This is a genomic window from Microbispora sp. NPDC004025 (assembly GCF_053604425.1).
Window position 1 is genome coordinate 268,628 of the sequence record NZ_JBSGHN010000009.1, and the last position, 22,817, is coordinate 291,444.

The 22,817-nt window shown below is 73.0% G+C and carries 24 protein-coding genes and 1 pseudogene; 16 read left to right on the forward strand and 9 right to left on the reverse strand.

Annotated elements, in window-relative coordinates; translation table 11 throughout:
* Positions 1 to 69: 69 nt before the first annotated feature.
* The gene (locus ACWEQG_RS23370) at positions 70 to 852 is read right to left on the reverse strand and encodes an SDR family oxidoreductase (RefSeq protein ID WP_452287685.1); all 783 of its coding nucleotides are present in this window, start codon (positions 850 to 852) and stop codon (positions 70 to 72) included.
* Positions 853 to 976: 124 nt separating this feature from the next.
* On the opposite strand from ACWEQG_RS23370, the gene ACWEQG_RS23375 reads away from it, so the two are divergent.
* Complete coding sequence (locus ACWEQG_RS23375) at positions 977 to 2,548, forward strand: FadD3 family acyl-CoA ligase (protein WP_452287687.1); 1,572 nt, start codon at positions 977 to 979, stop codon at positions 2,546 to 2,548.
* A 75-nt stretch (positions 2,549 to 2,623) separates the two neighbouring features.
* Complete coding sequence (locus tag ACWEQG_RS23380) at positions 2,624 to 3,925, forward strand: condensation domain-containing protein (RefSeq protein WP_452287689.1); 1,302 nt, start codon at positions 2,624 to 2,626, stop codon at positions 3,923 to 3,925.
* Here ACWEQG_RS23380 and ACWEQG_RS23385 read toward each other — a convergent pair.
* Positions 3,922 to 5,040 (reverse strand): sensor histidine kinase, encoded by a 1,119-nt coding sequence (locus ACWEQG_RS23385; RefSeq protein ID WP_452287691.1) that lies wholly within the window; start codon positions 5,038 to 5,040, stop codon positions 3,922 to 3,924. The two genes, ACWEQG_RS23380 and ACWEQG_RS23385, sit on opposite strands and share 4 nt — an antisense overlap.
* A 92-nt stretch (positions 5,041 to 5,132) precedes the next feature.
* Between ACWEQG_RS23385 and ACWEQG_RS23390 the strand changes: the two genes are divergently transcribed.
* Both ACWEQG_RS23390 and ACWEQG_RS23395 read left to right on the forward strand, forming a co-directional pair.
* Entirely contained in the window at positions 5,133 to 5,597 is a 465-nt protein-coding gene (locus ACWEQG_RS23390; protein WP_452287693.1) for a hypothetical protein, read from the forward strand.
* 119 nt (positions 5,598 to 5,716) lie between these two features.
* Entirely contained in the window at positions 5,717 to 5,980 is a 264-nt protein-coding gene (locus tag ACWEQG_RS23395) for a hypothetical protein (RefSeq protein ID WP_452287695.1), read from the forward strand.
* Positions 5,981 to 6,023: 43 nt separating this feature from the next.
* Here ACWEQG_RS23395 and ACWEQG_RS23400 read toward each other — a convergent pair whose 3' ends face one another.
* The 3 genes and pseudogenes from ACWEQG_RS23400 to ACWEQG_RS23410 all read right to left on the reverse strand — a co-directional run.
* Positions 6,024 to 6,482: a hypothetical protein gene (locus ACWEQG_RS23400; protein ID WP_452287698.1), complete on the reverse strand. Its 459-nt coding sequence runs from the start codon at positions 6,480 to 6,482 to the stop codon at positions 6,024 to 6,026.
* Positions 6,483 to 6,745: 263 nt separating this feature from the next.
* Positions 6,746 to 6,871, reverse strand: coding sequence for a hypothetical protein (locus ACWEQG_RS23405; RefSeq protein ID WP_452287781.1), 126 nt, complete (start codon positions 6,869 to 6,871; stop codon positions 6,746 to 6,748).
* Positions 6,872 to 6,971: 100 nt separating this feature from the next.
* Positions 6,972 to 7,100: pseudogene (locus ACWEQG_RS23410) on the reverse strand (SDR family NAD(P)-dependent oxidoreductase); the annotation flags it as partial.
* Positions 7,101 to 7,352: 252 nt separating this feature from the next.
* On the opposite strand from ACWEQG_RS23410, the gene ACWEQG_RS23415 reads away from it, so the two are divergent.
* Genes ACWEQG_RS23415 through ACWEQG_RS23440 form a run of 6 tightly spaced genes read left to right on the forward strand, consistent with a single transcriptional unit; the run spans position 7,353 to position 12,188 of the window.
* Positions 7,353 to 8,099 carry an enoyl-CoA hydratase family protein gene (locus ACWEQG_RS23415; protein WP_452287700.1) on the forward strand — a complete coding sequence of 249 codons (747 nt, stop codon included), beginning with the start codon at positions 7,353 to 7,355 and terminating at the stop codon, positions 8,097 to 8,099.
* Positions 8,099 to 8,962 carry a CoA transferase subunit A gene (locus ACWEQG_RS23420; protein WP_452287702.1) on the forward strand — a complete coding sequence of 288 codons (864 nt, stop codon included), beginning with the start codon at positions 8,099 to 8,101 and terminating at the stop codon, positions 8,960 to 8,962. The genes ACWEQG_RS23415 and ACWEQG_RS23420 overlap by 1 nt, the downstream gene beginning before the upstream one ends.
* Entirely contained in the window at positions 8,959 to 9,711 is a 753-nt protein-coding gene (locus ACWEQG_RS23425) for a CoA-transferase subunit beta (protein ID WP_452287704.1), read from the forward strand. Before ACWEQG_RS23420 ends, ACWEQG_RS23425 begins: the two co-directional genes overlap by 4 nt.
* Complete coding sequence (locus ACWEQG_RS23430) at positions 9,711 to 10,778, forward strand: NAD(P)H-dependent flavin oxidoreductase (RefSeq protein ID WP_452287777.1); 1,068 nt, start codon at positions 9,711 to 9,713, stop codon at positions 10,776 to 10,778. Before ACWEQG_RS23425 ends, ACWEQG_RS23430 begins: the two co-directional genes overlap by 1 nt.
* A 19-nt stretch (positions 10,779 to 10,797) precedes the next feature.
* Positions 10,798 to 11,382 carry a TetR/AcrR family transcriptional regulator gene (locus tag ACWEQG_RS23435; protein ID WP_452287706.1) on the forward strand — a complete coding sequence of 195 codons (585 nt, stop codon included), beginning with the start codon at positions 10,798 to 10,800 and terminating at the stop codon, positions 11,380 to 11,382.
* On the forward strand, positions 11,379 to 12,188 hold the full coding sequence (locus tag ACWEQG_RS23440) for an MBL fold metallo-hydrolase (protein WP_452287708.1): 810 nt from the start codon (positions 11,379 to 11,381) through the stop codon (positions 12,186 to 12,188). The genes ACWEQG_RS23435 and ACWEQG_RS23440 overlap by 4 nt, the downstream gene beginning before the upstream one ends.
* Positions 12,189 to 12,228: 40 nt before the next feature.
* Here ACWEQG_RS23440 and ACWEQG_RS23445 read toward each other — a convergent pair whose 3' ends face one another.
* From ACWEQG_RS23445 to ACWEQG_RS23455, 3 genes are read right to left on the reverse strand one after another with little or no spacing between them, the layout of a single operon-like run.
* The gene (locus ACWEQG_RS23445) at positions 12,229 to 13,242 is read right to left on the reverse strand and encodes an acyl-CoA dehydrogenase family protein (protein WP_452287710.1); all 1,014 of its coding nucleotides are present in this window, start codon (positions 13,240 to 13,242) and stop codon (positions 12,229 to 12,231) included.
* Positions 13,239 to 14,369, reverse strand: a complete 1,131-nt coding sequence (locus ACWEQG_RS23450; protein WP_452287712.1) for an acyl-CoA dehydrogenase family protein — start codon at positions 14,367 to 14,369, stop codon at positions 13,239 to 13,241. The genes ACWEQG_RS23445 and ACWEQG_RS23450 overlap by 4 nt, the downstream gene beginning before the upstream one ends.
* A complete protein-coding gene (locus tag ACWEQG_RS23455; protein WP_452287714.1) occupies positions 14,359 to 15,249 on the reverse strand; it encodes an enoyl-CoA hydratase in 891 nt (296 codons plus the stop codon). The genes ACWEQG_RS23450 and ACWEQG_RS23455 overlap by 11 nt, the downstream gene beginning before the upstream one ends.
* A gap of 114 nt (positions 15,250 to 15,363) precedes the next feature.
* Between ACWEQG_RS23455 and ACWEQG_RS23460 the strand changes: the two genes are divergently transcribed.
* The 6 genes from ACWEQG_RS23460 (at position 15,364) to ACWEQG_RS23485 (ending at position 21,239) form a co-directional block, all read left to right on the forward strand.
* A complete protein-coding gene (locus ACWEQG_RS23460; protein WP_452287716.1) occupies positions 15,364 to 16,137 on the forward strand; it encodes an SDR family oxidoreductase in 774 nt (257 codons plus the stop codon).
* Positions 16,138 to 16,151: 14 nt separating this feature from the next.
* Positions 16,152 to 16,769, forward strand: coding sequence for a TetR/AcrR family transcriptional regulator (locus ACWEQG_RS23465; protein ID WP_363463043.1), 618 nt, complete (start codon positions 16,152 to 16,154; stop codon positions 16,767 to 16,769).
* Positions 16,770 to 16,780: 11 nt separating this feature from the next.
* Positions 16,781 to 17,938 (forward strand): acetyl-CoA C-acetyltransferase, encoded by a 1,158-nt coding sequence (locus ACWEQG_RS23470; RefSeq protein ID WP_452287718.1) that lies wholly within the window; start codon positions 16,781 to 16,783, stop codon positions 17,936 to 17,938.
* Positions 17,939 to 18,122: 184 nt separating this feature from the next.
* Positions 18,123 to 19,721: a peptide chain release factor 3 gene (locus ACWEQG_RS23475; protein ID WP_452287720.1), complete on the forward strand. Its 1,599-nt coding sequence runs from the start codon at positions 18,123 to 18,125 to the stop codon at positions 19,719 to 19,721.
* A 208-nt stretch (positions 19,722 to 19,929) separates the two neighbouring features.
* Positions 19,930 to 20,229 carry a nucleoside triphosphate pyrophosphohydrolase gene (locus ACWEQG_RS23480; RefSeq protein ID WP_452287722.1) on the forward strand — a complete coding sequence of 100 codons (300 nt, stop codon included), beginning with the start codon at positions 19,930 to 19,932 and terminating at the stop codon, positions 20,227 to 20,229.
* 89 nt (positions 20,230 to 20,318) lie between these two features.
* Positions 20,319 to 21,239, forward strand: coding sequence for a DUF7669 domain-containing protein (locus ACWEQG_RS23485; protein ID WP_452287724.1), 921 nt, complete (start codon positions 20,319 to 20,321; stop codon positions 21,237 to 21,239).
* 251 nt (positions 21,240 to 21,490) lie between these two features.
* Here ACWEQG_RS23485 and ACWEQG_RS23490 read toward each other — a convergent pair whose 3' ends face one another.
* Positions 21,491 to 22,768, reverse strand: a complete 1,278-nt coding sequence (locus ACWEQG_RS23490) for a cytochrome P450 family protein (RefSeq protein WP_452287726.1) — start codon at positions 22,766 to 22,768, stop codon at positions 21,491 to 21,493.
* Positions 22,769 to 22,817: the final 49 nt, after the last annotated feature.

Genomic DNA, 22,817 nt, shown 5'->3' on the forward strand with positions numbered 1-22,817 from the left:
TGGTGAGCCGGCCGTGAGCCCGGAGGCGGCGAAGGCGGCCGGGACCGGGCGTGCCGTCTTCCGCGCCGCTCAGCCGCGCGTCACTCCGGTCCCGGTCACGAGGTAACGGGCCGGCACCTCGCCTCCGCCGTGCACCGGGACGTCCGCCCCGGTCAGGTAGGAGGCGAGGTCGCTGGCGAGGAAGAGGCAGGCGTTCGCCACGTCCCGCGGCACCGCCATCCGGCGCATCGGGATCACCTCGGACAGCGCCGCTCCGCCGTCCTCGCCGTACACGGAGGCGGCGGCCTCGGTCCTGATGAGGCCGGTGGTGATGTGGTTGACCCGCACCTTGGGCGACCATTCCAGCGCCAGCGCCCTGGTGAGCACGAGCAGCCCGGCCTTGGCCGCAGAGTACGCCGCGGTGCCGGGCTGCGGGTCGGCGCCGGACACGCTGCCGATGTTGATGATCGAGCCGCCGGTCTCCTGCTCGCGCATGACGAGGTTGGCCGGCTGGGCCACGTAGAACGGCGCGAGCAGGTTGAGGTCCACGATCCGCTCGACGAACCGCGGCGAGACCGTCGCCGCGTCGGAGTTCGGCGAGCCCCCGGCGTTGTTCACCAGCACGTCCAGACGGCCCAGGTGATCCACGGCCCGCTCCACCAGCCGCGCCGCCTCCCCGGAGTCCCGGATGTCGGCGGCGGCGAAGCGCGCCGTCCTGCCGTCCGCGGCGGGCAGCGTGTCCGGCTCGTTCCGCCCGCACACCACGACCTCGGCGCCCGCGGCGAGGAACGCCTCGGCGATGACGAAGCCGATGCCCTTGGTGCCCCCGGTCACCAGCACCGCCCGGCCGCCGAAATCCATCGTCACGTTCACCGTGTCCTCCCGCCTCTCGATACGCCCCAGGGAGGGTACGGCCGCCCGCCCGCGGATGGGGGAGAGGTACCGGCCAGCGGGACCACGGCTGACGGGCCGGGCCGGGACGGCCACCATGACGGACATGACCGACAACGTGGCGCTGACGATCCCGGATGTGCTGGAGCGGGCGGCGCGGGAGTTCCCGGGCGCGGAGGCCGTGGTGGACGGCGCGTCCCGCCTGACCTACGCGGAGCTGCACGCCCGGGTGCGGGAGGCGGCCCGCGGCTTCCTCGCGCTCGGTGTGGAGCCGGGGGAGCGGGTCGCGATCTGGGCGCCCAACAGCACGCGGTGGATCGTCACCGCTCTCGGCGCGCTCCGCGCCGGGGCCGTGGTGGTGCCGATCAACACCAGGTACAAGGGCGAGGAGGCCCGCCGGCTCCTGGCCCGCGGCCGCGCCCGGGTCCTGTTCACCGAGGACGGCTTCCTCGGCAACGGCTACCTCGCCATGCTCGGTGTCGACGCCGCCGGCACGCCGGACCTGCCCGGCCTGACCACGGTGGTGGCGTACGACGGCCCGCGGCCGGGCGCGACGAGCTGGGACGATTTCCTCGCGGCGGGCGTGCGCGTGCCGGAGGAGGAGGCCCGGGGCCGCGCGGCGGCGGTGCGCCCCGACGACGTGGCCGACATCCTGTTCACCTCCGGCACCACCGGCAGGTCCAAGGGCGCGATGTGCACCCACCGCCAGAACGTCCGCACCTACCTGGCCTGGAGCGCGCGGACCGGTCTGCGCCACGGCGACCGCTATCTGATCGTGAACCCGATGTTCCACACCTTCGGCTACAAGGCCGGGGTGTTCGCCTGTCTGCTGAAGGCGGCCACGATGGTGCTCCAGCCGGTGTTCGAGCCGGAGGAGACGATGCGGCTGATCGAGGCCGAGAAGATCACCGTGCTGCCCGGGCCGCCGACCGTCTACGTCTCCATGCTCGACGCCCCCGGCCGCTGCCGTCACGACCTGTCGTCGCTGCGGCTCGCGGTGACCGGCGCCTCGGTCGTCCCGGTGGCGCTCGTACGCCGCCTGCGGGCCGAGCTGTTCCCCCAGGTCGTCACCGCGTACGGGCTGACCGAGTCGTGCGGCACGGTCACCGCCTGCTCGGTGGAGGACGACGACGTGACCGTGGCCACCACCTCCGGCCGGCCGATCGAGGGCGTGGAGGTGCAGGTGACCGGCCGGGACGGCGCCCCGGTGCCCGTGGGGGAGGACGGCGAGATCCTGGTGCGCGGGCACAACGTCATGCTCGGCTACCTGGACGACGACGAGGCGACCGCGGCGGCGGTCGTGGACGGCTGGCTGGTCACCGGCGACCGCGGCCACCTCGACGAGCGGGGCTACCTCGCCATCACCGGCCGCTCCAAGGACATGTTCGTGGCCGGCGGCTTCAACGTGTACCCGGCGGAGATCGAGCAGGTGCTCGCCGCCCACGAGGACGTCGCCGAGGCCGTGGTGATCGGCGTGCCGGACGCCCGCATGGGCGAGGTCGGGCGCGCCTACGTCGTGCCCCGCCCCGGCACGGTGGTCAGCCCCGAGACGCTGACGGCCTACTGCCGGGAACGGCTGGCCAACTTCAAGGTCCCGCGCGAGGTCGTCCTCGTGGACGGCCTGCCGCGCAACGCCACCGGAAAGATCGACAAGGCCGCGCTCGCCACGGGATCTTGACCCGCGCGGAGGCGGTCCCTAGCCTTCGTGGGAGCGTTCCCACATCCCCCGCGACATGTTCCGCGAAGGAGAGTCATGCGGCTTTCGGTGGACTTCGCCTCCGACCGTTCCGGAACAGCGGAGCTCGCGTGGGGACAGCGGGACATCTGGGGCGCCATCCAGGAGGTGGGGCCGGACAGCGCGCACTACTTCAACGTGCCCCGGCTGCTCGCCATGCCACGCACGGGCGGCCCGCGCCGTCCCCAGGCCGTGGGAGCCGCCCTTGCTGCGGTGATCGGCCGCCACGACGCGCTGCGATCCCTCGTACGGCTCGGCGCCGACGGGCCGTACCAGGAGGTGGCGGCGGCCGGGACCCTGCAGGTCGAGCTGGTCGAGGCGGCGCCCGGCGACGCCGACGGCGCCGCGGCGGACCTCGTCGCCCGTCTGGCCGCACGGCCCTTCGGCGACGACGAGCAGCCGGTGCGCGCCGGGTTCGTGGTCCGAGACGGCCTCGTCAGCCACGTGGCGCTCGTGCTCGACCACGTCGTCGCGGACTGGCGGGCGGCCGACGTCGTGGTGCGCGACCTGCGGATGCTGCTGCTCCGCGGAGCGATCGCGGGACCGGCGCCGTCGCAGGTGCTCGACCTGGTGCGGGAGGAGCAGGCGGCGTCGGCCCGCTCGGACCGGTCGATCGCCCAGTGGGAGGCGCTACTGCGCACCGTGCCGTCCGCCATGTTCCCGAAAGTGGCCGGAACGGGCTCGACGCCGAGGTACGCGCGCGCCGTGCTGTCGTCGCCCCGGCTCAACCACGCCGTACAGGTGCTCGCCCGCCATGCCGGCGTCAGCACCGCGACGGTCATGATGGTGGCGGTCGCCATGCAGCTGCGCGAGCTGACCGGGCACGAGGTGTGCGCGATCACCCCGATCGTGCACAACCGGTTCGACGACCGGGCCCGGAACCTGGTCACGAGCCTGAACCAGCTGGGACTGTTCACCCTGGGACCGTGCGGAAGCCTTCCCGAGACTCTCGTGAGCTCCTATCCGGCGGTGCTCGCGTCCTACCGGCGTGCCCGCTTCGACAAGCCGGCCCTGGACGCGATGGTCGACCGGATGAGCGCCGACCGGGGCGTCCCCATGTTCCCGTCGTGCTGCTTCAACGACCTGCGCCCCGGCGAGGACCCGGTCGGCGCCGGCAGCGGTGCCGGGGAGTCCGAGCTGGAGTGGCTCCCCGGCACGGACAAGCGCAGCTGCGACTTCTGCGTGGCCCTGATGCGCTGGAAGGGCACCCTCGGCGTGGAGCTGAGCGCCGACACCACGCGCCTGCCCCAGGGGGAGATGGCCGCCCTGCTGCACCGGCTGGAGGCCTTCGTGGCCGGCGCGGCTCAGCCGCTCTCCTAGCCTGATTCGACTAGTTTGATTCGACAAGTTTGATTCGACAAGTTTGATTCGACACAGGGCAGCTCGACGGCGAGCGTCAGGCCGCCCTCCTCGCGGGGAGTGGCGGTGACCACGCCGTCGTGGGCGTCGGCGATCACGCGCACGATCGACAGCCCGAGTCCGCTGCCGCGTTCGGAACGCAACCGGTCGCCGTGCAGCCGCCGGAACGGCTCGAAGATCGTCTCGATCTCGTACGGCGGCACGGGCAGGCCGGTGTTGGCGACGACGAGCTCCACCCGGTCGGCCCGGCGCCGGGTGGACACCCACACCTCTCCATCGGGGTGGTTGTGCCGGATCGCGTTCTCCACGAGGTTCTGCACCAGCCGCTCGACCAGCACCGGCTCGCCCGCCGTCGGCGCGGGGTCGAGCAGCCGGTGCACGGTCACCTGGGCCGCCTCCGCCTCCCCGGCCGCGCCGTCGAGCACGTGCTCGGCCACGTCGGTCAGGTCGAAGGGCCGCCGGTCGAGCACCTTCTGCTCGCCCTCGGCCAGGGCGAGCAGACCGTCGATGAGCCGTTCGTGCCGGGTGTTGACCAGCAGCAGCGACTCGCCCAGCCGTTTGACGTCCTCGCTCGCGTCGGCGCGGCGGACCGCGACGTCCACGAGCGTGCGGTTGATGGTCAGCGGCGTGCGCAGCTCGTGCGAGGCGTTGGCGACGAAGCGCCGCTGGCCGTCGAAGGAGCGGGCGAGGCGGCCGAGCACGGTGTCCACGATGTCGGCGAGTTCCTTGAGCTCGTCGTCCGGGCCGTCGTGCGCGATGCGCTCGGTGAGATCGTGGCTCTGGGCGATCCGCCGCGCGCTCGCCGTCACCGACCGCACCGGCCGCAGCGTCCACCCGGCCGCGCGCCAGCCGAGCAGCGCCGCGAGCCCGCCCCCGGGCACGAGGGCGAGACCGCCCACGACGAGCACGTTCTTGATTCTCAGCGGCTCCGACGGGGTGGCGTTGTGGGCGCGGACGATGACGTTCGCCGACTGCGCGGTCATCGGGCCGCCCGCCGACGAGGCGAAGCTGTGCCCGAACGGCACCGTCGTGGACGCCGCGTCCGAGTACGTGTGGGCGCCGGGAGCCTCGCTCAACCTGCTGCCCGGCGACCGCTTCTCCCACAACGACCTGGCCCGCCGGTTCGCGCTGCGCCATCGCGGCGCAGCCGCTCGACTACCTGCGCGAGGTGGCGCACGACGCCTCGCTCGCCTTCGCGCCCACCCCCGTACGGCACCCGGCGCGCGTGTCCCCGGCGCTGTCGTTCCCGGTCGGGTCCTGGCCGCTGCCGTCCTTCCCGCTCATCGAGACGGTACGCGGCGAGTACGACCCCGCCGTCCGCGGCATGTCGTCGGTCGAGCCGTACGCGTCGTTCCTCGGCGCGTACCGCTTCCCGGGCCCGCTGCACGGGCCGCTGTTCGGCGCGGCCCTGCTGCTCGGCGGGATCGGCGCGGCCGGCCGGCATCGGGCGGCGCTGCTGCCGTGGGCGGCGGCCGTCTACCTGTTCCTCGGCCCGATCGCCGCGCTCGACTTCGACCACCGCTACATGCTGCCCGCCGTCCCGGTGGCCTGCGCCGCGGCGGCCCTGGGGCTCCGGGATCTGCGCTCCCCGGATCTGCGCCGGCCGGGGCGTCTCCACCGCCCGAGCCGCTGACGGCCCGCCCCCAGCCGGGCCCGGTCGACGGTCGTCCGGCCGCCGCCCTCGCGTGCGCGATCGGACAGGACTCACGGGGGCGCGACCACCAGGCCCAGGCCTCCGGGGCGGGACCGCCCTTGCCGACCGGAGGGAACAGCTCGTCCAGCCGGGACAGGATCTCGGCGGACAGCCCGGTGCGCAGCGCGGTCAGCGGCAGGTCGAGCTGCCCGGGGGAGCGCGGCCCGATGACCGGGGCGGTCACCCCGGGACGCGACAGCAGCCAGGCGCGCCGGGCGGTCACGGCCGGCTGTGGGACCGGCCCATGCCGGCCGAGCCGCCGCCTGCGCTACCGCCGCACCGGCCTCGGCGAACAGCTCGCCGGGGAGAGCCCGGCCCCATGAACGCCTGCTGCTCCTCCCCCTTGATCTACACCGTCAGGCCGGATCAGCAGTAGTCGAAGTAGACCTGCTTGACGATGCTCTCGCGGACGCTGTTGCGGGCGGTCTCGGCGAGGCTGGAGGTGTTGGAGATCGCGGTCACGGTGAAGTTGACCTTGGAGAAGGTGTTGGGGTTGTAGCTGGTCTGGGCCGGGGCGAAGGAGACCTCGACGGCGGTGGTGCCGTTGGTGCCGAGAACGGCGTTGACCGGGTTGTAGACGACGGTGTACCCGCGGCCCCGCAGCGCGCTCTGGGCGAACGAGCGGGCGTCCTTGTAACACATACTCTTGGTGAAGTAGCCCGAGTGCCAGGCCAGCGAGGCGGTGGACGTCGTGGCGGTGGCGGTGGCGGTCGTGGCGGTGGCGGTGCTCGCCGTCGCGGCGGAGGCCGGAATAATGGCCGAGGAGGCCACGGCGATCGCGGCGAAGCTCAGGCTCAGCCGGGTCTTGCGCGTAATGTTCGTCATTTTCCGGTCCCTTCCGGTGAATGGTCCGCCGCCGCGAGCCGCGGCGGCATTTCTCGCTTTGCGGCCATTCCGGCCACCGTGAGATCACAGGGTGTCCGGGCGACGACCTCCGCACGTCCGCTTTGCTTCGGGGAGTTCCCGAGCTCCGTTTCAACCGGCCTTCGCAGGACCAGTTGTAGGCCCGGCTCCTTGCGAAGGGCTTTCACCCGGCTTACGACCTGCCGTACGGCGAGCAGGCGCGGTGCGGGGCCCGCGCAGGAGGGTCAGGCGCCGTAGACGGGCTCCGGCGCGGCGGCCCGGCCGAGCAGCTTCGCCAGCTCCGGTCCGATCTCCGCGGGGTCCCCGCGGGCGCCCCTGCCGGCGGCCGGGCCGTGCCGGAAGCCCTCCACGACGCAGATCCGGCCGCCCTCGACCTCGAAGATCCGGCCGCCCGGCCTTCGACTCGGCCCGCCAGTGCGGCCCGGCGTGCTTGAGCGGCAGGAAGTGGCCCTTCAGGTGCACGCGGATCACCGCGTCCCACTCCTGTTCCGACAGGTTGACCAGCATGCGGTCGCGCAGGAACCCGGCGTTGTTGACCAGCACGTCGAGGCGGCCGAAGCGTTCGACCGCGGTCGCCACCAGCCGCCGCGCGCCTCGTAGGTGGCGACGTCGGACCGCTCGGCCACCGCCTCGTCGCCCAGCGCGCGGATCTCCTCGATGACCTCCTGGGCGGGGCCTCTTGATCCCGTCTCCGGGCCGCCCTCGCCGCTCACGATGACGACTCGGTCCCTGCAGATCGTCTCGGTCTCTCCGACCCGGCAAGGGGCATCGCCTGCGGCGATCCGCTCTGCTAGCGTATTTTCTAACAAATGTTTGATGGAAAGGTGCCGCATGGGAATCTCGACCAGCCGTGACGGCGAGGGCGTCGCCGAGGTCGTGGTGGACGCCCCGCCGGTCAACGCGCTGACCGTGCGCGGGTGGTTCGACCTGGCCGACGCCGTACGGGAGGCCGGGCGCGACCCGGAGACCCGCGTCGTGGTGCTGCGGGCCGAGGGCCGCGGGTTCAACGCCGGCGTGGACCTCAAGGAGATGCAGGCGACCCCCGGGTTCGACGCGCTGGTGGGGGCCAACCGCGGCTGCTACGCGGCGTTCGAGGCGGTCTACGAGTGCGAGGTGCCCGTGATCGCCGCGGTGCACGGCTTCTGCCTGGGCGGCGGGGTCGGCCTGGCCGGCAACGCCGACGTCGTGGTCGCCTCCGACGACGCCTATTTCGGCCTGCCGGAGGTGGAGCGGGGCGCGCTCGGCGCGGCCACCCACCTCGCCCGGCTGGTGCCCCAGCACCTGATGCGCGCGATGGTCTACACATGCCGCAACGTCACCGCCGCCGAACTGCACGCGTTCGGCTCGGTGCTGGAGGTCGTGCCGCGCGAGCGTCTGCGCGACGCGGCGCTGGAGGTGGCGGCGCGGATCGCGGCCAAGGACCCGTACGTCATCCGGCGGGCCAAGGAGTCCCTCAACGGCATCGACCCGGTCGACGTCAAGCGCAGCTACCGGTTCGAGCAGGGCTTCACCTTCGAACTCAACCTGATGGGCGCCGGCGACCGGCACCGGGACGCCTTCGTCGCGGGAGGCCGGTGATGGGCACGCGGATGACGATCGAGGAGATCGTCGGCTCGCTGGAGAGCGGCATGACGATCGGCATCGGCGGCTGGGGCTCCCGGCGCAAGCCGATGGCGCTGGTCCGGGCCGTCTACCGGTCCGCGCTGACGGACCTGACGATCGTGTCGTACGGCGGGCCTGACGTGGGCCTGCTCTGCGCGGCGGGCAAGGTGCGCAAGGTCGTCGCCCCGTTCGTGACGCTCGACTCGATCGCCCTCGAACCCCACTTCCGGGCCGCCCGGCAGCGCGGGACCGTCGAGTTCATCGAGTACGACGAGGGCATGTTCATGTTCGGCCTGCTCGCGGCGGCACACCGGCTGCCGTTCCTGCCGACGCGGGCCGGGCTCGGCTCGGACGTCATGCGGGTCAATCCCGGACTGCGCACGGTCCGCTCGCCGTACGACGACGGGGAGGAACTGATCGCGGTGCCGGCGCTCACGATGGACGTGGCGCTGGTGCACGTGGACGTGGCCGACACCCGGGGCAACGGGCGCTACCTCGGCCCCGATCCGTACCTGGACGACCTGTTCGCGAAGGCGGCCGGGCGGTGCTTCGTGTCCTGCGAGCGGATGGTCGAGCCGGGCGAGCTGGGCGGACCGCCGCAGACGCTGCTGGTCAGCCGCATGCACGTGACCGGCGTGGCCGAGACCCCCGGCGGCGGCCACTTCACGGACTGTCATTCCACCCACGGGGGGCAGGGCCGGGACGAGATGTTCCAGCTGCACTACGCCGCCTCGGCGGCCGACCCGCAGGCGTGGGCGGCGTTCGCGGACCGGTTCCTGTCCGGCGACGAGGCGGCCTACCGGGAGACCGTGCAGCAGTGGCGTGAGGAGGGACGATGAGCGCGACCCGGGCGGAGATCTGCGTCGTGGCCTGCGCGGAGGCGTGGCGCGGCGACGGCGAGATCCTGGCGGCGGCGATGGGCACCTGCTCGATCCTGGGCGCCCGGCTGGCCCGGCTCACGTTCGAGCCCGGCCTGCTGACCACGGACGGCGGGGCGCTGCTGACCGCCGAGGCGGTGCCGTTCGGCGCGCCCGCGGGGGCCGTGGAGGGCTGGCTGCCGTTCCGTGAGCACCTCTGGCTGGTGCAGAACGGGCGCAGGCACGTGATGATGGGCGCCTCCCAGATCGACAGGTACGGCAACACGAACATCTCGGCCATCGGCGACTGGGCGCGGCCGAAGTCGCAGCTGCTCGGCGTGCGCGGGGCCCCCGGCAACACGATCTGCAACCCGACCAGCTACTGGATCCCCAAGCAGTCCCCCCGGGTCTTCGTGCCGCAGGTGGACGTGGTCAGCGGCGTCGGCCACGACCGCGCGGCCGGGCTGGGCGCGCGGGCCGCCCGTTTCCACGACCTGCGCCGGGTGGTGACGGACCTCGCGGTGTTCGACTTCGGCACCTCCGACGGCTCGATGCGGCTGGTCTCGGCGCATCCCGGCGTCGAGGTCGAACAGGTGAAGGCGGCCACCGGCTTCGACCTGGTCGTCGAGGGCGACGTGCCGCGGACGCGGCAGCCCACCGACGAGGAGCTGCGGCTCATCCGCGAGGTGCTGGACCCGAAGTTTCTGCGTGACCTGGAGGTGCGGGTGTGATCGGGCCGATGCTGGACACCCCGCTCACGCGGCTGACCGGCGTGCGGCACCCGGTCGTGCAGACCGGCATGGGCTGGGTGGCCGGACCCCGGCTGGTGTCGGCGGTGGCGAACGCGGGCGGCCTCGGCATCCTCGCCTCGGCCACGATGACCGTGGCCCAGCTCGCGGCCGCCGTCGAGGAGGTCCGCTCGCGCACCGACGCGCCGTTCGGGGTGAACCTGCGGGCCGACGCGGGCGACGCGGGCGAGCGGGTCGACCTCCTCATCAGGAACCGGGTGAAGGTGGCCTCGTTCGCCCTCGCCCCGCGGCAGGAGCTGATCGCCAGACTCAAGGACGCCGGGATCGTGGTCATCCCGTCCGTCGGCGCCCGGCGGCACGCGGAGAAGGTCGCCGCCTGGGGCGCCGACGCCGTTCTCGTGCAGGGCGGCGAGGGCGGCGGCCACACCGGGGCGGTCGCCACGACGCTGCTGCTGCCGCAGGTCGTGGACGCCGTCGACATCCCGGTGATCGCCGCCGGCGGCTTCTTCGACGGGCGCGGCCTCGCCGCCGCCCTCGCGTACGGCGCGGCGGGCGTGGCGATGGGCACGCGGTTCCTGCTGACGGCCGACAGCTCCGTCCCGGAGGCGGTGAAGCGGACCTACCTCGGCATGTCCGAGACCGTGGTCACCCGGCAGGTGGACGGCATGCCGCACCGCGTGCTGCGCACCGACCTGGTGGACGGCCTGGAGCGGTCGGGGAAGGTGTCCGGACTGGTGCGCGCGGTGCGCAACGCGGCGCGCTTCCGGAAGATCTCCGGCATGTCGTGGCCGGGCATGATCCGCGACGGCCTGGCCATGAAACACGGCAGGGAGCTGAGCTGGTCGCAGGTACTGATGGCGGCCAACACCCCGATGCTGCTGAAGGCGGCCATGGTGGACGGCCGCCCGGACCTCGGCGTGATGGCGTCCGGGCAGGTCGTCGCGCTCATCGACGACCTGCCCACGTGTGAGCAGCTGATCGACTCCGTCGTCACCCAGGCCGCCCAGGTCATCCGCGGTCTCGGCGGGAATCTTGCCGAAACTATGTAGACCGGTCTAGTCTGACGGTATGACGCGAAGGAACGACACGCGCGAGCGCGTCCTGCGCACCGCCGCCGGGCTCTTCCAGCGGCAGGGCTACAACGCCACCGGCCTCAACCAGGTGCTGGCGGAGAGCCGGGCGCCCAAGGGCTCGCTCTACTTCCACTTCCCCGAGGGCAAGGAGCAGCTGGCCGCCGAGGCGGTGGCGGTGGCGGGCGGTGAGCTCGGCGAGCGGATCGCCGCCGCCGTGGCCGCCGCCCCCGGCCCCGCCGAGGCCGTCGCCAGGATCGGCGACCTGCTCGCTCGCGCCCTGGAGGAGTCGGGGTTCGAGGAGGGCTGCCCGGTGGCCACGGTCGCCCTGGAGGCCGCCGGCAGCGAACCCATCCGATCGGCCTGCGACGCGGCGTACGCCTCCTGGCTGCGCGGCCTGGCCGACTACCTGCGGGGGCACGGTGTGGACGAGGCCGAGGCGCTCGCCGACCTGGTCCTGTCCTCGCTGCAGGGGGCGCTCCTGCTCGCCCGCGTGCGTCGCGACACCGGCGTCATCCACACGGTCACGCGACGGATCGGCGGACTGGTCGCCGACGCCGCCGGACGGAAGGGTTCCGAGTGAAGGTCCACCACCTCAACTGCGGCTCGATGCGGAAGATCGAGCCCATCGACGACGGCCGGGCTTCCGCACACGCGGTCAGCCACTGCCTGCTCGTCGAGACCGCCCGCGACGGCCTGGTGCTCGTGGAGACGGGGCTCGGGCTCGGCGACGTACGCGACCCGGCGGGCTCGCTCGCCGCGGACTGGACGGAGATGGTCGAGCCGGTGCTCGACCCGGCCGAGACAGCCGTGCACCAGGTCGAGCGGCTCGGTCACGCGCCCGCCGACGTGCGGCACATCCTGCTGACCCACCTCGACGTCGACCACTCCGGCGGGCTGCCGGACTTCCCGGACGCCCGGGTGCACGTCCTGGAGGAGGAACTGGCCGCCGCCCTGGCCGAGGCCCCCAGCAGGCGCTACCGCCCGGCGCACTGGGCCCACCGGCCCCGCTGGACGACGTACGAGTCCGGTGCGGGCGAGGAGTGGTTCGGCTTCGGCGGGGTGCGGCAGCCGGACGGGCTGCCGCCGGAGTTCCTGCTGGTGCCGCTCGGCGGCCACACCGCCGGGCACGCGGCGGTGGCGGTCCGTGACGGCGGACGCTGGCTGCTGCACGCGGGCGACGCGTACTTCTACCACGGCGAGCTGCGGGCGGGGGAGCCGGAACCGCACCCGATGCTCGACATCGTGCAGACCGGCTCCCAGGTCGACGCGGAGCTGCGGCTGCGCAACCGCGACCGGCTGCGCGCGCTCGTCCGCGACCACGCGGGCGAGGTCGAGGTCTTCTCCGCCCACGACCCCTGGGAGTTCGAGCGGTACGGCCCCGCGTAGGCGTACCTGTCCACGGCGGGACCACCGGGGCGCGGGAACGTCACCCGCGCGTCAGCGCCGCCATGACGCGGGCCCGGTGGTCCGACGGCGAGCCCCACGCCGTGTGCAGGGCGCGGGCCCTGCGGATCAGCAGGCTGGGGTCGTACTCATCCGTGTAGCCGATCGCGCCGTGCACCTGCAGGGCGATCTTCGCCGCCGCGTACGCCGCCTCGGACGCCGCGGCCTTGGCCGCCGACACGTCCCGGGCGAAGTCCGGCGTCCCGTACGCCAGGGCGGCGCCGTGCACCAGCGGCCGGGCGTACTCCAGCCCGACCAGGGCGTCGGCCAGGTGGTGCTTGACCGCCTGGAACTCGCCGATCGGCCGGCCGAACTGCCGCCGGGCCTTCGCGTGGTCCACCGACACCTCCAGCAGGCGGCGTCCCGTGCCGACCAGCTGCGCGGCGCACACCAGCACGCCCATGTCGTACGCCTCGGCCGCGGCGGCCGCGACGCGCGGTCCCTCGGCGAGCACCTCGCCCGGTGCGACGGGGAACAGCCGGCGGGCGGGGTCGAGGGACGCGCGCATCTCACCGGGAACGGCGGCGCACAGCCGCCCGCCGTCCGCCAGCAGCGCCAGGTCGGCGGCGTCGGCGTCCGGCGCGTACGGCGCCGCCGGGGGCAGCGCGAGCGTGACGAGGGCCGTGCCCTCGGCGATCGCGGGCAGCCAGCGGCCCGCGAGCGCCTCGTCGCCCAGCCGGCCGGGCAGCCGGTCGGGCAGCCGGTCGAGCAGCACGGCGGCGGCCACGGTCTCGGCGTACGGCCCGGGCACGCCGTGCCTGCCGAGCTCGTGGAACGCGGTCACCAGCTCGACCGGCAGCGGCCCGGCTCCTCCCGCATACCGGGGCACGGCGACCGCGAACACACCGGCCTCGGCCAGCGAGCGCCACAGCGCCAGGCCGCGCTCGCGCCGTCCGGCCGCCCAGTCGCGCACCACGCCCGGCACGGCCGCCTCGGCGAGCAGCTTGCCGAGGGTCTCGCCGAACAGCCGCTGCTCGGCGTCGAGGACGAATCTCATCGGCTTCCCGCCTTCGGCAGGCCGAGCACGCGCTCGGCGATCACGTTGCGCTGGATCTCGTTGGTCCCGGCGTAGATCGGGCCGGCCAGGGAGAAGACGTAGCCCTCCAGCCACTCGCCCGCCAGCTCGCCGTCCGGGCCGAGCAGGTCGAGGGCCGTCTCGTGCAGCGCCACGTCCAGCTCCGACCAGAAGATCTTGTTGACGCTCGACTCCGCGCCCACGTCCTCGGTTCGGGAGATCGTCTCGAAGCCCTTGAGCCGGTAGGCGCGTGCCCTGATCCACGCGTCAGCCACCCGGTCGCGTGTCGCGGTGTCGGCGGGGTCGCCGCGCTCGCGCCACAGCTCCAGGAGGCGGTCGGCGGCGGCCAGGAACCGGCCGGGGCTGCGCAGCGTGAGCCCGCGCTCGTTGCCGGTGGTGCTCATCGCGACCGTCCACCCCGAGCCCGGCTCGCCGATCACGTCGCGGTCGGGGACGAACACGTCGTCGAAGAACAGCTCGGCGAAGGCAGGCTTGCCGTCGATGCGGCCGATCGGCCTGCGGGTGATCCCCTCGGCGTCGAGCGGGAACATGAGGTAGGTCAGCCCCCGGTGCCGCTCGGCCCCGGGGTCGGAGCGGAACGGCCCGAAGCCCCAGTCGGCGAAGGCGGCCCGCGAGCTCCACGTCTTCTGGCCGTTGAGCAGCCAGCCGCCGCCGGTCCGGGTCGCGGTCGCGCGCAGGGACGCCAGGTCGCTGCCCGCCCCCGGCTCCGACCACGCCTGCGCCCAGATCACCTCGCCGGAGGCCATCGACGGCAGGACGCGGGCGAGCTGCTCGGGCGTGCCGTGCCGGAACAGCGTGGGCGCGAGCAGGTTGATGCCGTTCTGGTTGACCCGTCCCGGCGCGCCCGCCGCGTAGTACTCCTCCTCGAAGACGAGCCACTCCAGCGGCGTGGCGTTCCGGCCGCCGTAGTCCTCGGGCCACGACACCACCGACAGGCGGGCCTCGTGCAGCTCGCGCTCCCAGGCGCGGTGGGCGGCGAAGCCCTCCTCGATCTCCAGGGACGGCAGGGGAGCGGCGGGCACGTGCTCGCGAAGCCAGGCCCGCACCTCCGCGCGGAACGGCTCCACGGACGACAGGTCAAGATCCATCGGCGGCCGCCTTCATGCTCTTGGGGTCCATCCCCGCCAGGGAGTCGGCCGAGGTCTCGGCGTTGTGGGCGTGGGCGAGGTGGTGCAGGCCGAAGACCGAGTCCATCCCGGCGTGCATGCCCTGCAGGTCCTCGGCCTGGTTGACCGCCCTCTTGGTCAGCGCCAGGCCCATCCGCGGCATCGCCGCGATCCTCCCGGCCAGCGCGAGGGTCTCGGTCTCCAGGTCCTCGCGCGGCACGACCCGGTTGACCATGCCCACCTCGTACGCCCGCCGGGCGGGCATCCGGTCGCCGGTGAACAGGAATTCCTTGGCGATCCTGGGCGGCATCGCCCAGGGGTGGGCGAAGTACTCCACACCCGGGATGCCCATCCGTACGACGGGGTCGGCGAAGAACGCGTCGTCGGAGGCGACGATCAGGTCGCAGACCCAGGCGAGCATGAGCCCGCCCGCGATGCACGCGCCCTGGACCATGGCGATCGTCGGCTTGGGGATCTCCCGCCACCGCCGGCACATGCCCAGGTAGACCTCCGACTCCCGCGCGAAGCGGCTTTCGGCGCCCTCTTTGCCGACGTGGTCCCACCACAGGCTCGCCCTGCGCTCGAACGACACGTGGGCGTCCCTGCCGGGTGTGCCGATGTCGTGTCCGGCCGAGAAGTGCCCGCCCTCCCCGGCCAGGACGATCACCTTGACCTCGTCGTCGGCCACGGCCCGGTAGAAGGCCTCGTCCAGCGCGTACGTCATCGCCGAGTTCTGCGCGTTGCGGTACTGCGGGCGGTTCATCGTGACCACCGCCACCGGGCCGCGCCGCTCGTAGCGGACGACCTCGGCGGGGCCCTTCTCGGGACCCTTCTCGGGACCCTTTTCGGAACGCTCAGTCATGAGCACCTCCACGTCATGGGACGCTCGCTTCTTTCTAACAACTATTTGGTAGAGTAATCCATGAGACGTACGGCGAGGAGAGGGCCTTCCCGGGTCCGTGAAGGGGTGGAGGGCATGCCGACCTACGTCACCGGTCACGGTCTGCTGCGTGATCGGGTGGCCGTGGTGACCGCCGCGGCCGGCACCGGCATCGGGGGCGCCTGCGCCCGGCGCATGCTGGAGGAGGGCGCCCGGGTGGTCCTCAGCGACGCCCACGAGCGCAGGCTCGGCGAGAGCCTGGCCGCGCTGCGGGAGGAGTTCGGCGCGGACGCGGTGACCGCCGTGCCCTGCGACGTCACCTCGGAGGAGCAGGTCCAGCGCCTGTTCACCGAGGCGGAGGAGCGCTTCGGCCCGGTCGGCGTCGTCGTCAACAACGCCGGGCTCGGCGGCACGGCGAGACTCGTCGAGATGACCGACGAGCAGTGGGGCCGGGTGCTCGACGTAACGTTGACCGGCACCATGCGCTGCACCCGCGCCGCGCTGAGGCGCATGCAGCCGAGGGGCCGCGGCGTCGTCGTCAACAACGCCTCCGTGATCGGCTGGCGGGCGCAGGAGGGCCAGGCGCACTACGCGGCGGCCAAGGCCGGCGTCATGGCGCTGACCAGGTGCGCGGCGATCGAGGCCGCGCCGTACGGCGTGCGGGTCAACGCCGTCGCGCCCTCGCTGGCCATGCACCCTCACCTGGCCAAGGTCACGACCGAGGAGCTGCTGGCCGAGCTGACCAGGAAGGAGGCCTTCGGCCGCCACGCGGAACCATGGGAAGTCGCCAACGTTATCGTCTTCCTCGCGAGCGACTACTCCTCCTACATGACCGGAGAGGTCGTCTCGGTCTCCAGTCAGCATCCCTGAGAGGTCGACCAGCCATGAGCCCACGACGCAGAGACGCAGAGAGCACCGCCGCCGCCCGCGCCGAGCGGCGGGCCGAGCTGCTGGCCACCGCGGCCGAGGTGTTCGCGTCCCGGGGCTACGCGGCCACGACGGTCCGCGAGGTGGCGGAGGCCGCCGACATGCTCGGCGGCAGCCTCTACTACCACTTCGACTCCAAGGAGTCGATGGTCGACGAGATCCTCTCCGCGTTCCTCACCGAGCTGTGGGCGGCGTACGACAAGGTGACCGGCTCCGGTCTCGGCGCACGGGAGACCTTCGAGGCGCTGATCGTGGAGTCGTTCCGCACGATCCACCGGCACCGCCCGGCCGTCGTGATCTACCAGAACGAGTCCAAGCACCTCGCGACGAGCCCGCGCTTCTCCTATCTGACGGAGTCGCAGCGGCGCTTCCGCGAGCTGTGGCTGTCGGCGCTGGACCGCGGGGTCACCGACGGCGTCTTCCGCGCCGACCTCGACACGGGCCTCATCTACCGCTTCATCCGCGACACCGTTTGGCTGGCCGCGAGCTGGTACCGCGGTGACGGCAGGCTGCCGGCCGAAGAGATCGCCAGGCAGTACATAGCGATGGTCCTGGAAGGGATCCTGACGACCTGAGGAGTTCTGCGATGGCGGAGGCATACATCGTCGAGGCGGTGCGCACCCCCGTGGGCAGGCGGAACGGAGGCCTTTCCGGCGTCCACCCCGCCGACCTCGGCGCGCACGCGCTCGCCGAGCTCATGAAGCGCTCCGGGGTGGACCCGGCCGCGGTGGAGGACGTGGTCCTCGGCTGCCTGGACACGGTGGGCCCGCAGGCCGGCGACATCGCCCGCACCTGCTGGCTGGCCGCCGGGCTGCCCGAGGAGGTGCCGGGCGTGACCGTCGACCGGCAGTGCGGCTCCTCCCAGCAGGCCGTCCACTTCGCCGCGCAGGCCGTGATGTCCGGCACCAGCGACCTCGTCGTCGCCGGCGGCGTGCAGAACATGTCCCAGATCCCGATCGCCTTCGCCTCGCGCGGCGCCGCCGGCTCCCTCGGCCTCACCGAGGGCCCGTACGCCGGCTCGCGCGGCTGGCAGGCCCGCTACGGCAGGCAGGACGTGTCGCAGTTCCGCGGCGCCGAGATGATCGCCAGGGACTGGGACATCTCCCGCGAGGACATGGAGGCGTTCGCCTTCGAGTCGCACCAGCGGGCCGTCCGGGCGACCGACGAGGGCCGCTTCGCCCGCGAGATCGCCCCGCTCGAGGGCGTCACCGCCGACGAGGGCCCCCGCCGGGACACCACCCTGGAGAAGATGGCCGGCCTGAAGCCCCTGGAGGAGGGCGGGCGGCTCACCGCCGCCGTCGCCTCGCAGATCTCCGACGGCGCGGCCGCCCTGCTGATCGCCTCCGAGGCCGCCGTCACGGCGCACGGCCTGCGGCCGCGGGCCCGGATCCACCACCTGTCCGCCCGTGGCGAGGACCCCATCCGCATGCTGTCCGCGCCGATCCCCGCCACGGCGTACGCGCTGAAGAAGACCGGCATGTCGATCGGCGACATGGACGTCGTCGAGATCAACGAGGCGTTCGCGTCGGTGGTGCTGGCCTGGCTCAAGCAGACGGGCGCCGACCCCGCCCGGGTCAACCCCAACGGCGGCGCGATCGCGCTCGGCCACCCGCTCGGCGCGACCGGCGCCCGGCTGATGACCACCATGCTGCACGAGCTGGAGCGCACCGGCGGCCGGTACGGCCTGCAGACCATGTGCGAGGGCGGCGGCCAGGCCAACGTCACGATCATCGAGCGCCTGTAGTTCCCCGCGTCCGCGGTGGGGATCGCCCCGTGCCGCGCCGATTCCGGAGCGCGGCGTTCGGCGCGGTAACCTCAACCGTCCACCGCTGTTTGGGAGCCCGGATGGCCTGCACGCACCACGACCGCACCACGACCCGCGTCTCGGGGATCCGCGTCTCGGGGATCCACGCTTCGGGGGTCCGGCGATGAGCGCCGTCACGGGTGAGGCGGCGCGCCGCCGCACGTTCGCGGTGATCAGCCACCCCGACGCCGGAAAGTCGACGATGACCGAGGCGCTCGCCCTGCACGCCTCGGCGATCACCCAGGCGGGAGCCGTGCACGGCAAGGCCGGCCGGCGGGGCGTGACGTCCGACTGGATGGAGATGGAGCGGGCCCGCGGCATCTCCATCACCTCGGCCGCGCTGCGCTTCGACTACCGCGACCACGTGTTCAACCTGGTCGACACCCCGGGCCACGCGGACTTCTCCGAGGACACCTACCGCGTGCTGGCCGCGGTCGACTGCGCGGTCATGCTGCTCGACGCGGCCAAGGGCATGGAGCCGCAGACCATGAAGCTGTTCGAGGTCTGCCGCCACCGCCGCATCCCGGTCATCACGTTCGTCAACAAGTGGGACCGGCCGGGCCAGGAGCCGCTGGAACTGCTCGACGAGATCGAGGAGCGCACCGGCCTGCGTCCCACGCCGGTCACCTGGCCGATCGGCGCCGCGGGGAACTTCCACGGCGTGGTCGACCGCCTGGAGGACCGCATCGTCCGCTACACCCGCACGCCCGGCGGCGCCACCAAGGCGCTGGAGACCGAGCTGACCCCCGAGCAGGCCGCCGCCGAGCTCGGCGACGACTGGACCCGCGCGGGGGAGGAAGCCGACCTGCTCGCCGCCATCGGCGCCGAGCACGACCAGAAGGCGTTCGAGGCGCACGAGTCCACGCCGGTGCTGTTCGGCGCGGCGCTGTCCAACTTCGGCGTGGCGCGGCTGCTGGACGTGCTCGTCGACCTGGCCCCCGCCCCCGCGCCCCGGCTCGACGTCGAGGCCGCGGCCCGGCCGCTGGACGCGCCGTTCTCCGGTCTGGTCTTCAAGGTGCAGGCCAACATGGACCCCGCCCACCGCGACCGCATCGCGTTCGTCCGGGTCTGCTCCGGCCGGTTCGAGCGCGGCATGGTGCTCACGCACGCCGCCACCGGCCGCCCCTTCGCCACCAAGTACGCCCAGTCGGTGTTCGGCCAGGAACGGGCCACCATCGACGAGGCGTACCCGGGAGACGTCGTCGGGCTGGTGAACGCCACCGCCCTGCGGCCGGGGGACACCCTTTACGAGGGGAAGCCGGTGGAGTTCCCGCCCATCCCCAGCTTCGCCCCCGAGCACTTCGCCGTCGCCCGATCCCGCAGCACCGCCAAGGCCAAGCAGTTCCGCCGCGGCATCGACCAGCTCGACGGCGAGGGCGTGATCCAGGTGCTCCGCTCCGACCTGCGCGGTGACCAGGCCCCCGTGCTGGCCGCGGTCGGGCCCATGCAGTTCGAGGTCGTGCAGCACCGCCTGGCCACCGAGTTCGGCGCGGAGATCGTCCTCGACCGGCTGGAGTACACGCTCGCCCTCCGCACCGACGCCGAGTCCGCGGAGGTGCTCCGGCGCCAGCGCGGCGCGGAGGTCCTCGCCCGCAGCCGCGACCAGGCCCTGCTCGCCGTGTTCACCGACCAGTGGCGCATGCGCTCCATCCAGCGCGAACACGCGGGCCTGACCCTCGAACCCCTGATCGCCGGTCAAGGCCTCCCCGGCCCGTCCGCCTGACCGGCAGGACGGACATTCCGCTCCGCGAACTCGCGGCGCCGTACGCGATGGGTCTTGTTGCACGTATGGGAGCGGCTCCTCAGGTGAAGCCGAGAAGGTGTGCAACCCCACGGACTATCTGGCCGTGGCCGAAGCCGAGGCGGCGGAGTCCCTGCGGCTCGGGTCTCCGAGCGAGAAGCTAGCGAGGACATGAGGGGGACGCGAGGGCATGGGGAAGCTCGTACGCGACAAGATTCCGGACATCATCCGCCGGGACGGCCGGGAGCCGGTCGTGACCGTGCTGGACGAGGTCGCCTTCCGTGAGGCGTTGCTCGCGAAGCTGCTGGAGGAGTCGGCCGAGCTCAGCGAGGCCCCTCCGGCACAGGTGCCCGAAGAGATCGCCGACGTGCTCGAAGTCCTCCAGGCCCTGGCACGGGTTCACGGCCAGGACTGGCGGGACATTGAGAGGCTCGCCGACGCCAAACGCGCGGAGCGTGGCGGGTTTCACGACCGCGTCTACCTCGGCTGATGATCGGGCCGCGGTCCACCTCGGTCGTTGGCTCACCTGGATGTGCGAACCCGGTGACGACACCAGCTGGCTGATTTGGATTCACCGGTGTGGGCGCGAGCATCGAGTCGTGGGTGTGGCAGGTCGTGGCCGCCGAGTTGCGACGCCACCGGCGCGCCGGACTCGGCCGGCTGCTCACCGTGGACACAGTGCGGTTCATCACCGCCCGTGCGCTGACGGACGCGGGGCTCGACCCCGCCGCGTTCAGGGTGGAGTGGCCCCACCCCGTCCTCAAGGGGGCGCGCATCAACCTCATGGCAGGGGGAGCCCGGCCCACGTTCTTCGAATTCAAGTACTGCCGGGAGCCCGACGAGCAGAACGCCGCCTGGACGGACGCCCTGGGGGAGGTGCTCAAGGACTTCTACCGGCTGGCGATGTGCCCGGCCCCCGCGGAACGCCTGTTCGTGTACGTCGAGACGGCCGAGTCGCGCCGGTACATGGAGAGCGTCGCGCAGCGGTACGGCCTGGACCTCGACACCGATGTGATCGTGCTGCGCCCTGCCGGCGTGGAACGGCTGCCCATGACCGCGCAGCGCGTCATCGGCTCCGAACTCGCCGCCAACCGGGTCGCGGCGCTGCGGACGGTGCTGATCGACGTGGACGCGACCCTGCGACTCACTGTCTACGATGTGGATCCGCTCAGCTCGGCGCCCGCTCCGGGGCTGGAGCACCCGGCTCCTCGCGGCGTGCCGCGGCCTGCGGGCCCGGTAGGCCCGGCGGTCCCGAGGGACGGCGCGAGGGGGGAGATCCTGACCGCGATCCGCGCCGTTCTCGCCCGCACCCGTCGCGGCACGTTCACTCCCGCCGAGGTGGTGGACGAGATGAGGCGGCGCGGCACCGGTTATGCGGAGACCACGATCCGCACGATGGTCACCGCACACATGTGCCGCAACGCGCCGGACAACAACGCGGTCACCTACGACGACCTGGAGCGCGTCGATCGCGGCGTCTACCGTCTCGTCCGTGATTGAGGCTTCCCCTGCCTCAGCTTCGCGTGGGCGTCCAGGAGCCGTCGGCGCCGACGGTGAGTGCGGCGGCGGTAAGGGATAGCGGGCGGCAGCGCATGACCGCTCCACAGCCCTTCGAGCGCGGGTTCACGGGTCCCGTACGGTCCGGCGGCTCGACGCCGGACCGAGGACGGACGCCCGACCGCAGCCCGGACAGGCAGGTGAGGCCGGGCGCGCGCACCGCGTAGAGCTGTTCGGCACCCCCAAACGCCTCGTCATCCTGCCTGAGTAGGCGCTGCGAGGCGTACGGGAAGGTGGGCGAGGCGCCAGGAGACGGGGAAGAACTGGCGGTCGAGGTCCTCGGGCGCGACGGCCAGCTCGAGGCGGGGGTAACGGCGCAGGAGCGCGCCGAAGGCCACCTCGCCCTCCTGCCGGGCCAGCGCCGCGCCCAGGCAGTAGTGCAGGCCGTGCCCGAAGCCGACGTGGACCTCCTTGTGCCCGTCGGGCTCACGGGCGATGTCGAGCCGGTCGGGGTCCTCGAACCGCCGGGGGTCGTAGTTGGCCGACACCAGCACCGCCATCACCGGCTCGCCCCGGCGCACCGTCATGCCGCCGATCTCGACGTCCTCGGCCGCGTAGCGGAACCGGGTGACCTGGACGGGTCCGCACCAGCGCATGAGTTCGTGCACGGCGGGGGGCAACAGGCCCGGGTCGGCCCGCAGCGCCGCGAGCTGGTCCGGGTGCGTCAGCAGCGCGGCGGTGCCGTTGCCGATCAGATGGGCGGTGGTCTCGTGCCCGGCGAGGACGAGCGTGAGGACCATGGTGACCAGCTCGGTGTCACTCAGCCGGTCGCCGTCCTCGTCGTGGGCGCGGATCAGGCCGGTCAGCAGGTCGCCGGCGGGCTCGGCGCGGCGGCGGGCGATGAGCTCGCGGATATAGGTCACCATGTGCCGCAGGGGCTCGGCCATCGCCCCCGGTTCGAGCGACACCAGGCCCTTGCCCCATTCCCGCCACCGCGGGCGGTCCTCCTCGGGGATGCCGACCAGCTCGCAGATGACGGTGATCGGCAACGGGTAGGCGAAATGCTCGATCAGGTCGGCGACGCCGTCCTCGGCGTGGCCGGGCAGCCGGTCGAGGAGATCCTCGGTGATCTCCTCGACCCGGGGGCGCAGCTCCGCCACCCGGCGGGCGGTGAAGGCGCGCGAGACCAGCCTGCGCAGCCGGAGGTGGTCGTCGCCGTCGGAGTCGAGGATGCTGTCCAGCAAGTACACGGCGTACTCGGGTGGGATGCCGCGGGCCTCGATGAGCGCCTCGCGGATGTTGCCCACGTCCGCTCCCGGCACGCTGGCCGGGTTGTTGACGAACCGGCGGTCGCCCAGCACGGTCTTGACGTCGTCGTAGCGTGTGACGAGCCAGACGGGGGAGCCCAGGCCGGGGAAGGAGCCGCGCACCATCGGGGCCTGCTCCCGCAGGCGCGAGAAGCCCTCGAACGGATCGCGCGCCAAGTCCGCGTCGAACAGGTTGACGGGCTCCGTCGTGCCAGACGTGCTCATGACCACCCCCGCGGGTTAGGCATGGTGACCGGGGCTGTCAACGTACGTC

Coding starts and splice junctions, on each gene's coding strand:
- ACWEQG_RS23375 (WP_452287687.1), top strand. CDS start 977: ATGACCGACAACGTGGCGCTGACGATCCCGGATGTGCTGGAGCGGGCG.
- ACWEQG_RS23380 (WP_452287689.1), top strand. CDS start 2,624: ATGCGGCTTTCGGTGGACTTCGCCTCCGACCGTTCCGGAACAGCGGAG.
- ACWEQG_RS23400 (WP_452287698.1), bottom strand. CDS start 6,482: ATGACGAACATTACGCGCAAGACCCGGCTGAGCCTGAGCTTCGCCGCG.
- ACWEQG_RS23415 (WP_452287700.1), top strand. CDS start 7,353: ATGGGAATCTCGACCAGCCGTGACGGCGAGGGCGTCGCCGAGGTCGTG.
- ACWEQG_RS23420 (WP_452287702.1), top strand. CDS start 8,099: ATGGGCACGCGGATGACGATCGAGGAGATCGTCGGCTCGCTGGAGAGC.
- ACWEQG_RS23425 (WP_452287704.1), top strand. CDS start 8,959: ATGAGCGCGACCCGGGCGGAGATCTGCGTCGTGGCCTGCGCGGAGGCG.
- ACWEQG_RS23435 (WP_452287706.1), top strand. CDS start 10,798: ATGACGCGAAGGAACGACACGCGCGAGCGCGTCCTGCGCACCGCCGCC.
- ACWEQG_RS23445 (WP_452287710.1), bottom strand. CDS start 13,242: ATGAGATTCGTCCTCGACGCCGAGCAGCGGCTGTTCGGCGAGACCCTC.
- ACWEQG_RS23450 (WP_452287712.1), bottom strand. CDS start 14,369: ATGGATCTTGACCTGTCGTCCGTGGAGCCGTTCCGCGCGGAGGTGCGG.
- ACWEQG_RS23455 (WP_452287714.1), bottom strand. CDS start 15,249: ATGACTGAGCGTTCCGAAAAGGGTCCCGAGAAGGGTCCCGAGAAGGGC.
- ACWEQG_RS23460 (WP_452287716.1), top strand. CDS start 15,364: ATGCCGACCTACGTCACCGGTCACGGTCTGCTGCGTGATCGGGTGGCC.
- ACWEQG_RS23465 (WP_363463043.1), top strand. CDS start 16,152: ATGAGCCCACGACGCAGAGACGCAGAGAGCACCGCCGCCGCCCGCGCC.
- ACWEQG_RS23470 (WP_452287718.1), top strand. CDS start 16,781: ATGGCGGAGGCATACATCGTCGAGGCGGTGCGCACCCCCGTGGGCAGG.
- ACWEQG_RS23475 (WP_452287720.1), top strand. CDS start 18,123: ATGAGCGCCGTCACGGGTGAGGCGGCGCGCCGCCGCACGTTCGCGGTG.
- ACWEQG_RS23480 (WP_452287722.1), top strand. CDS start 19,930: ATGGGGAAGCTCGTACGCGACAAGATTCCGGACATCATCCGCCGGGAC.
- ACWEQG_RS23490 (WP_452287726.1), bottom strand. CDS start 22,768: ATGAGCACGTCTGGCACGACGGAGCCCGTCAACCTGTTCGACGCGGAC.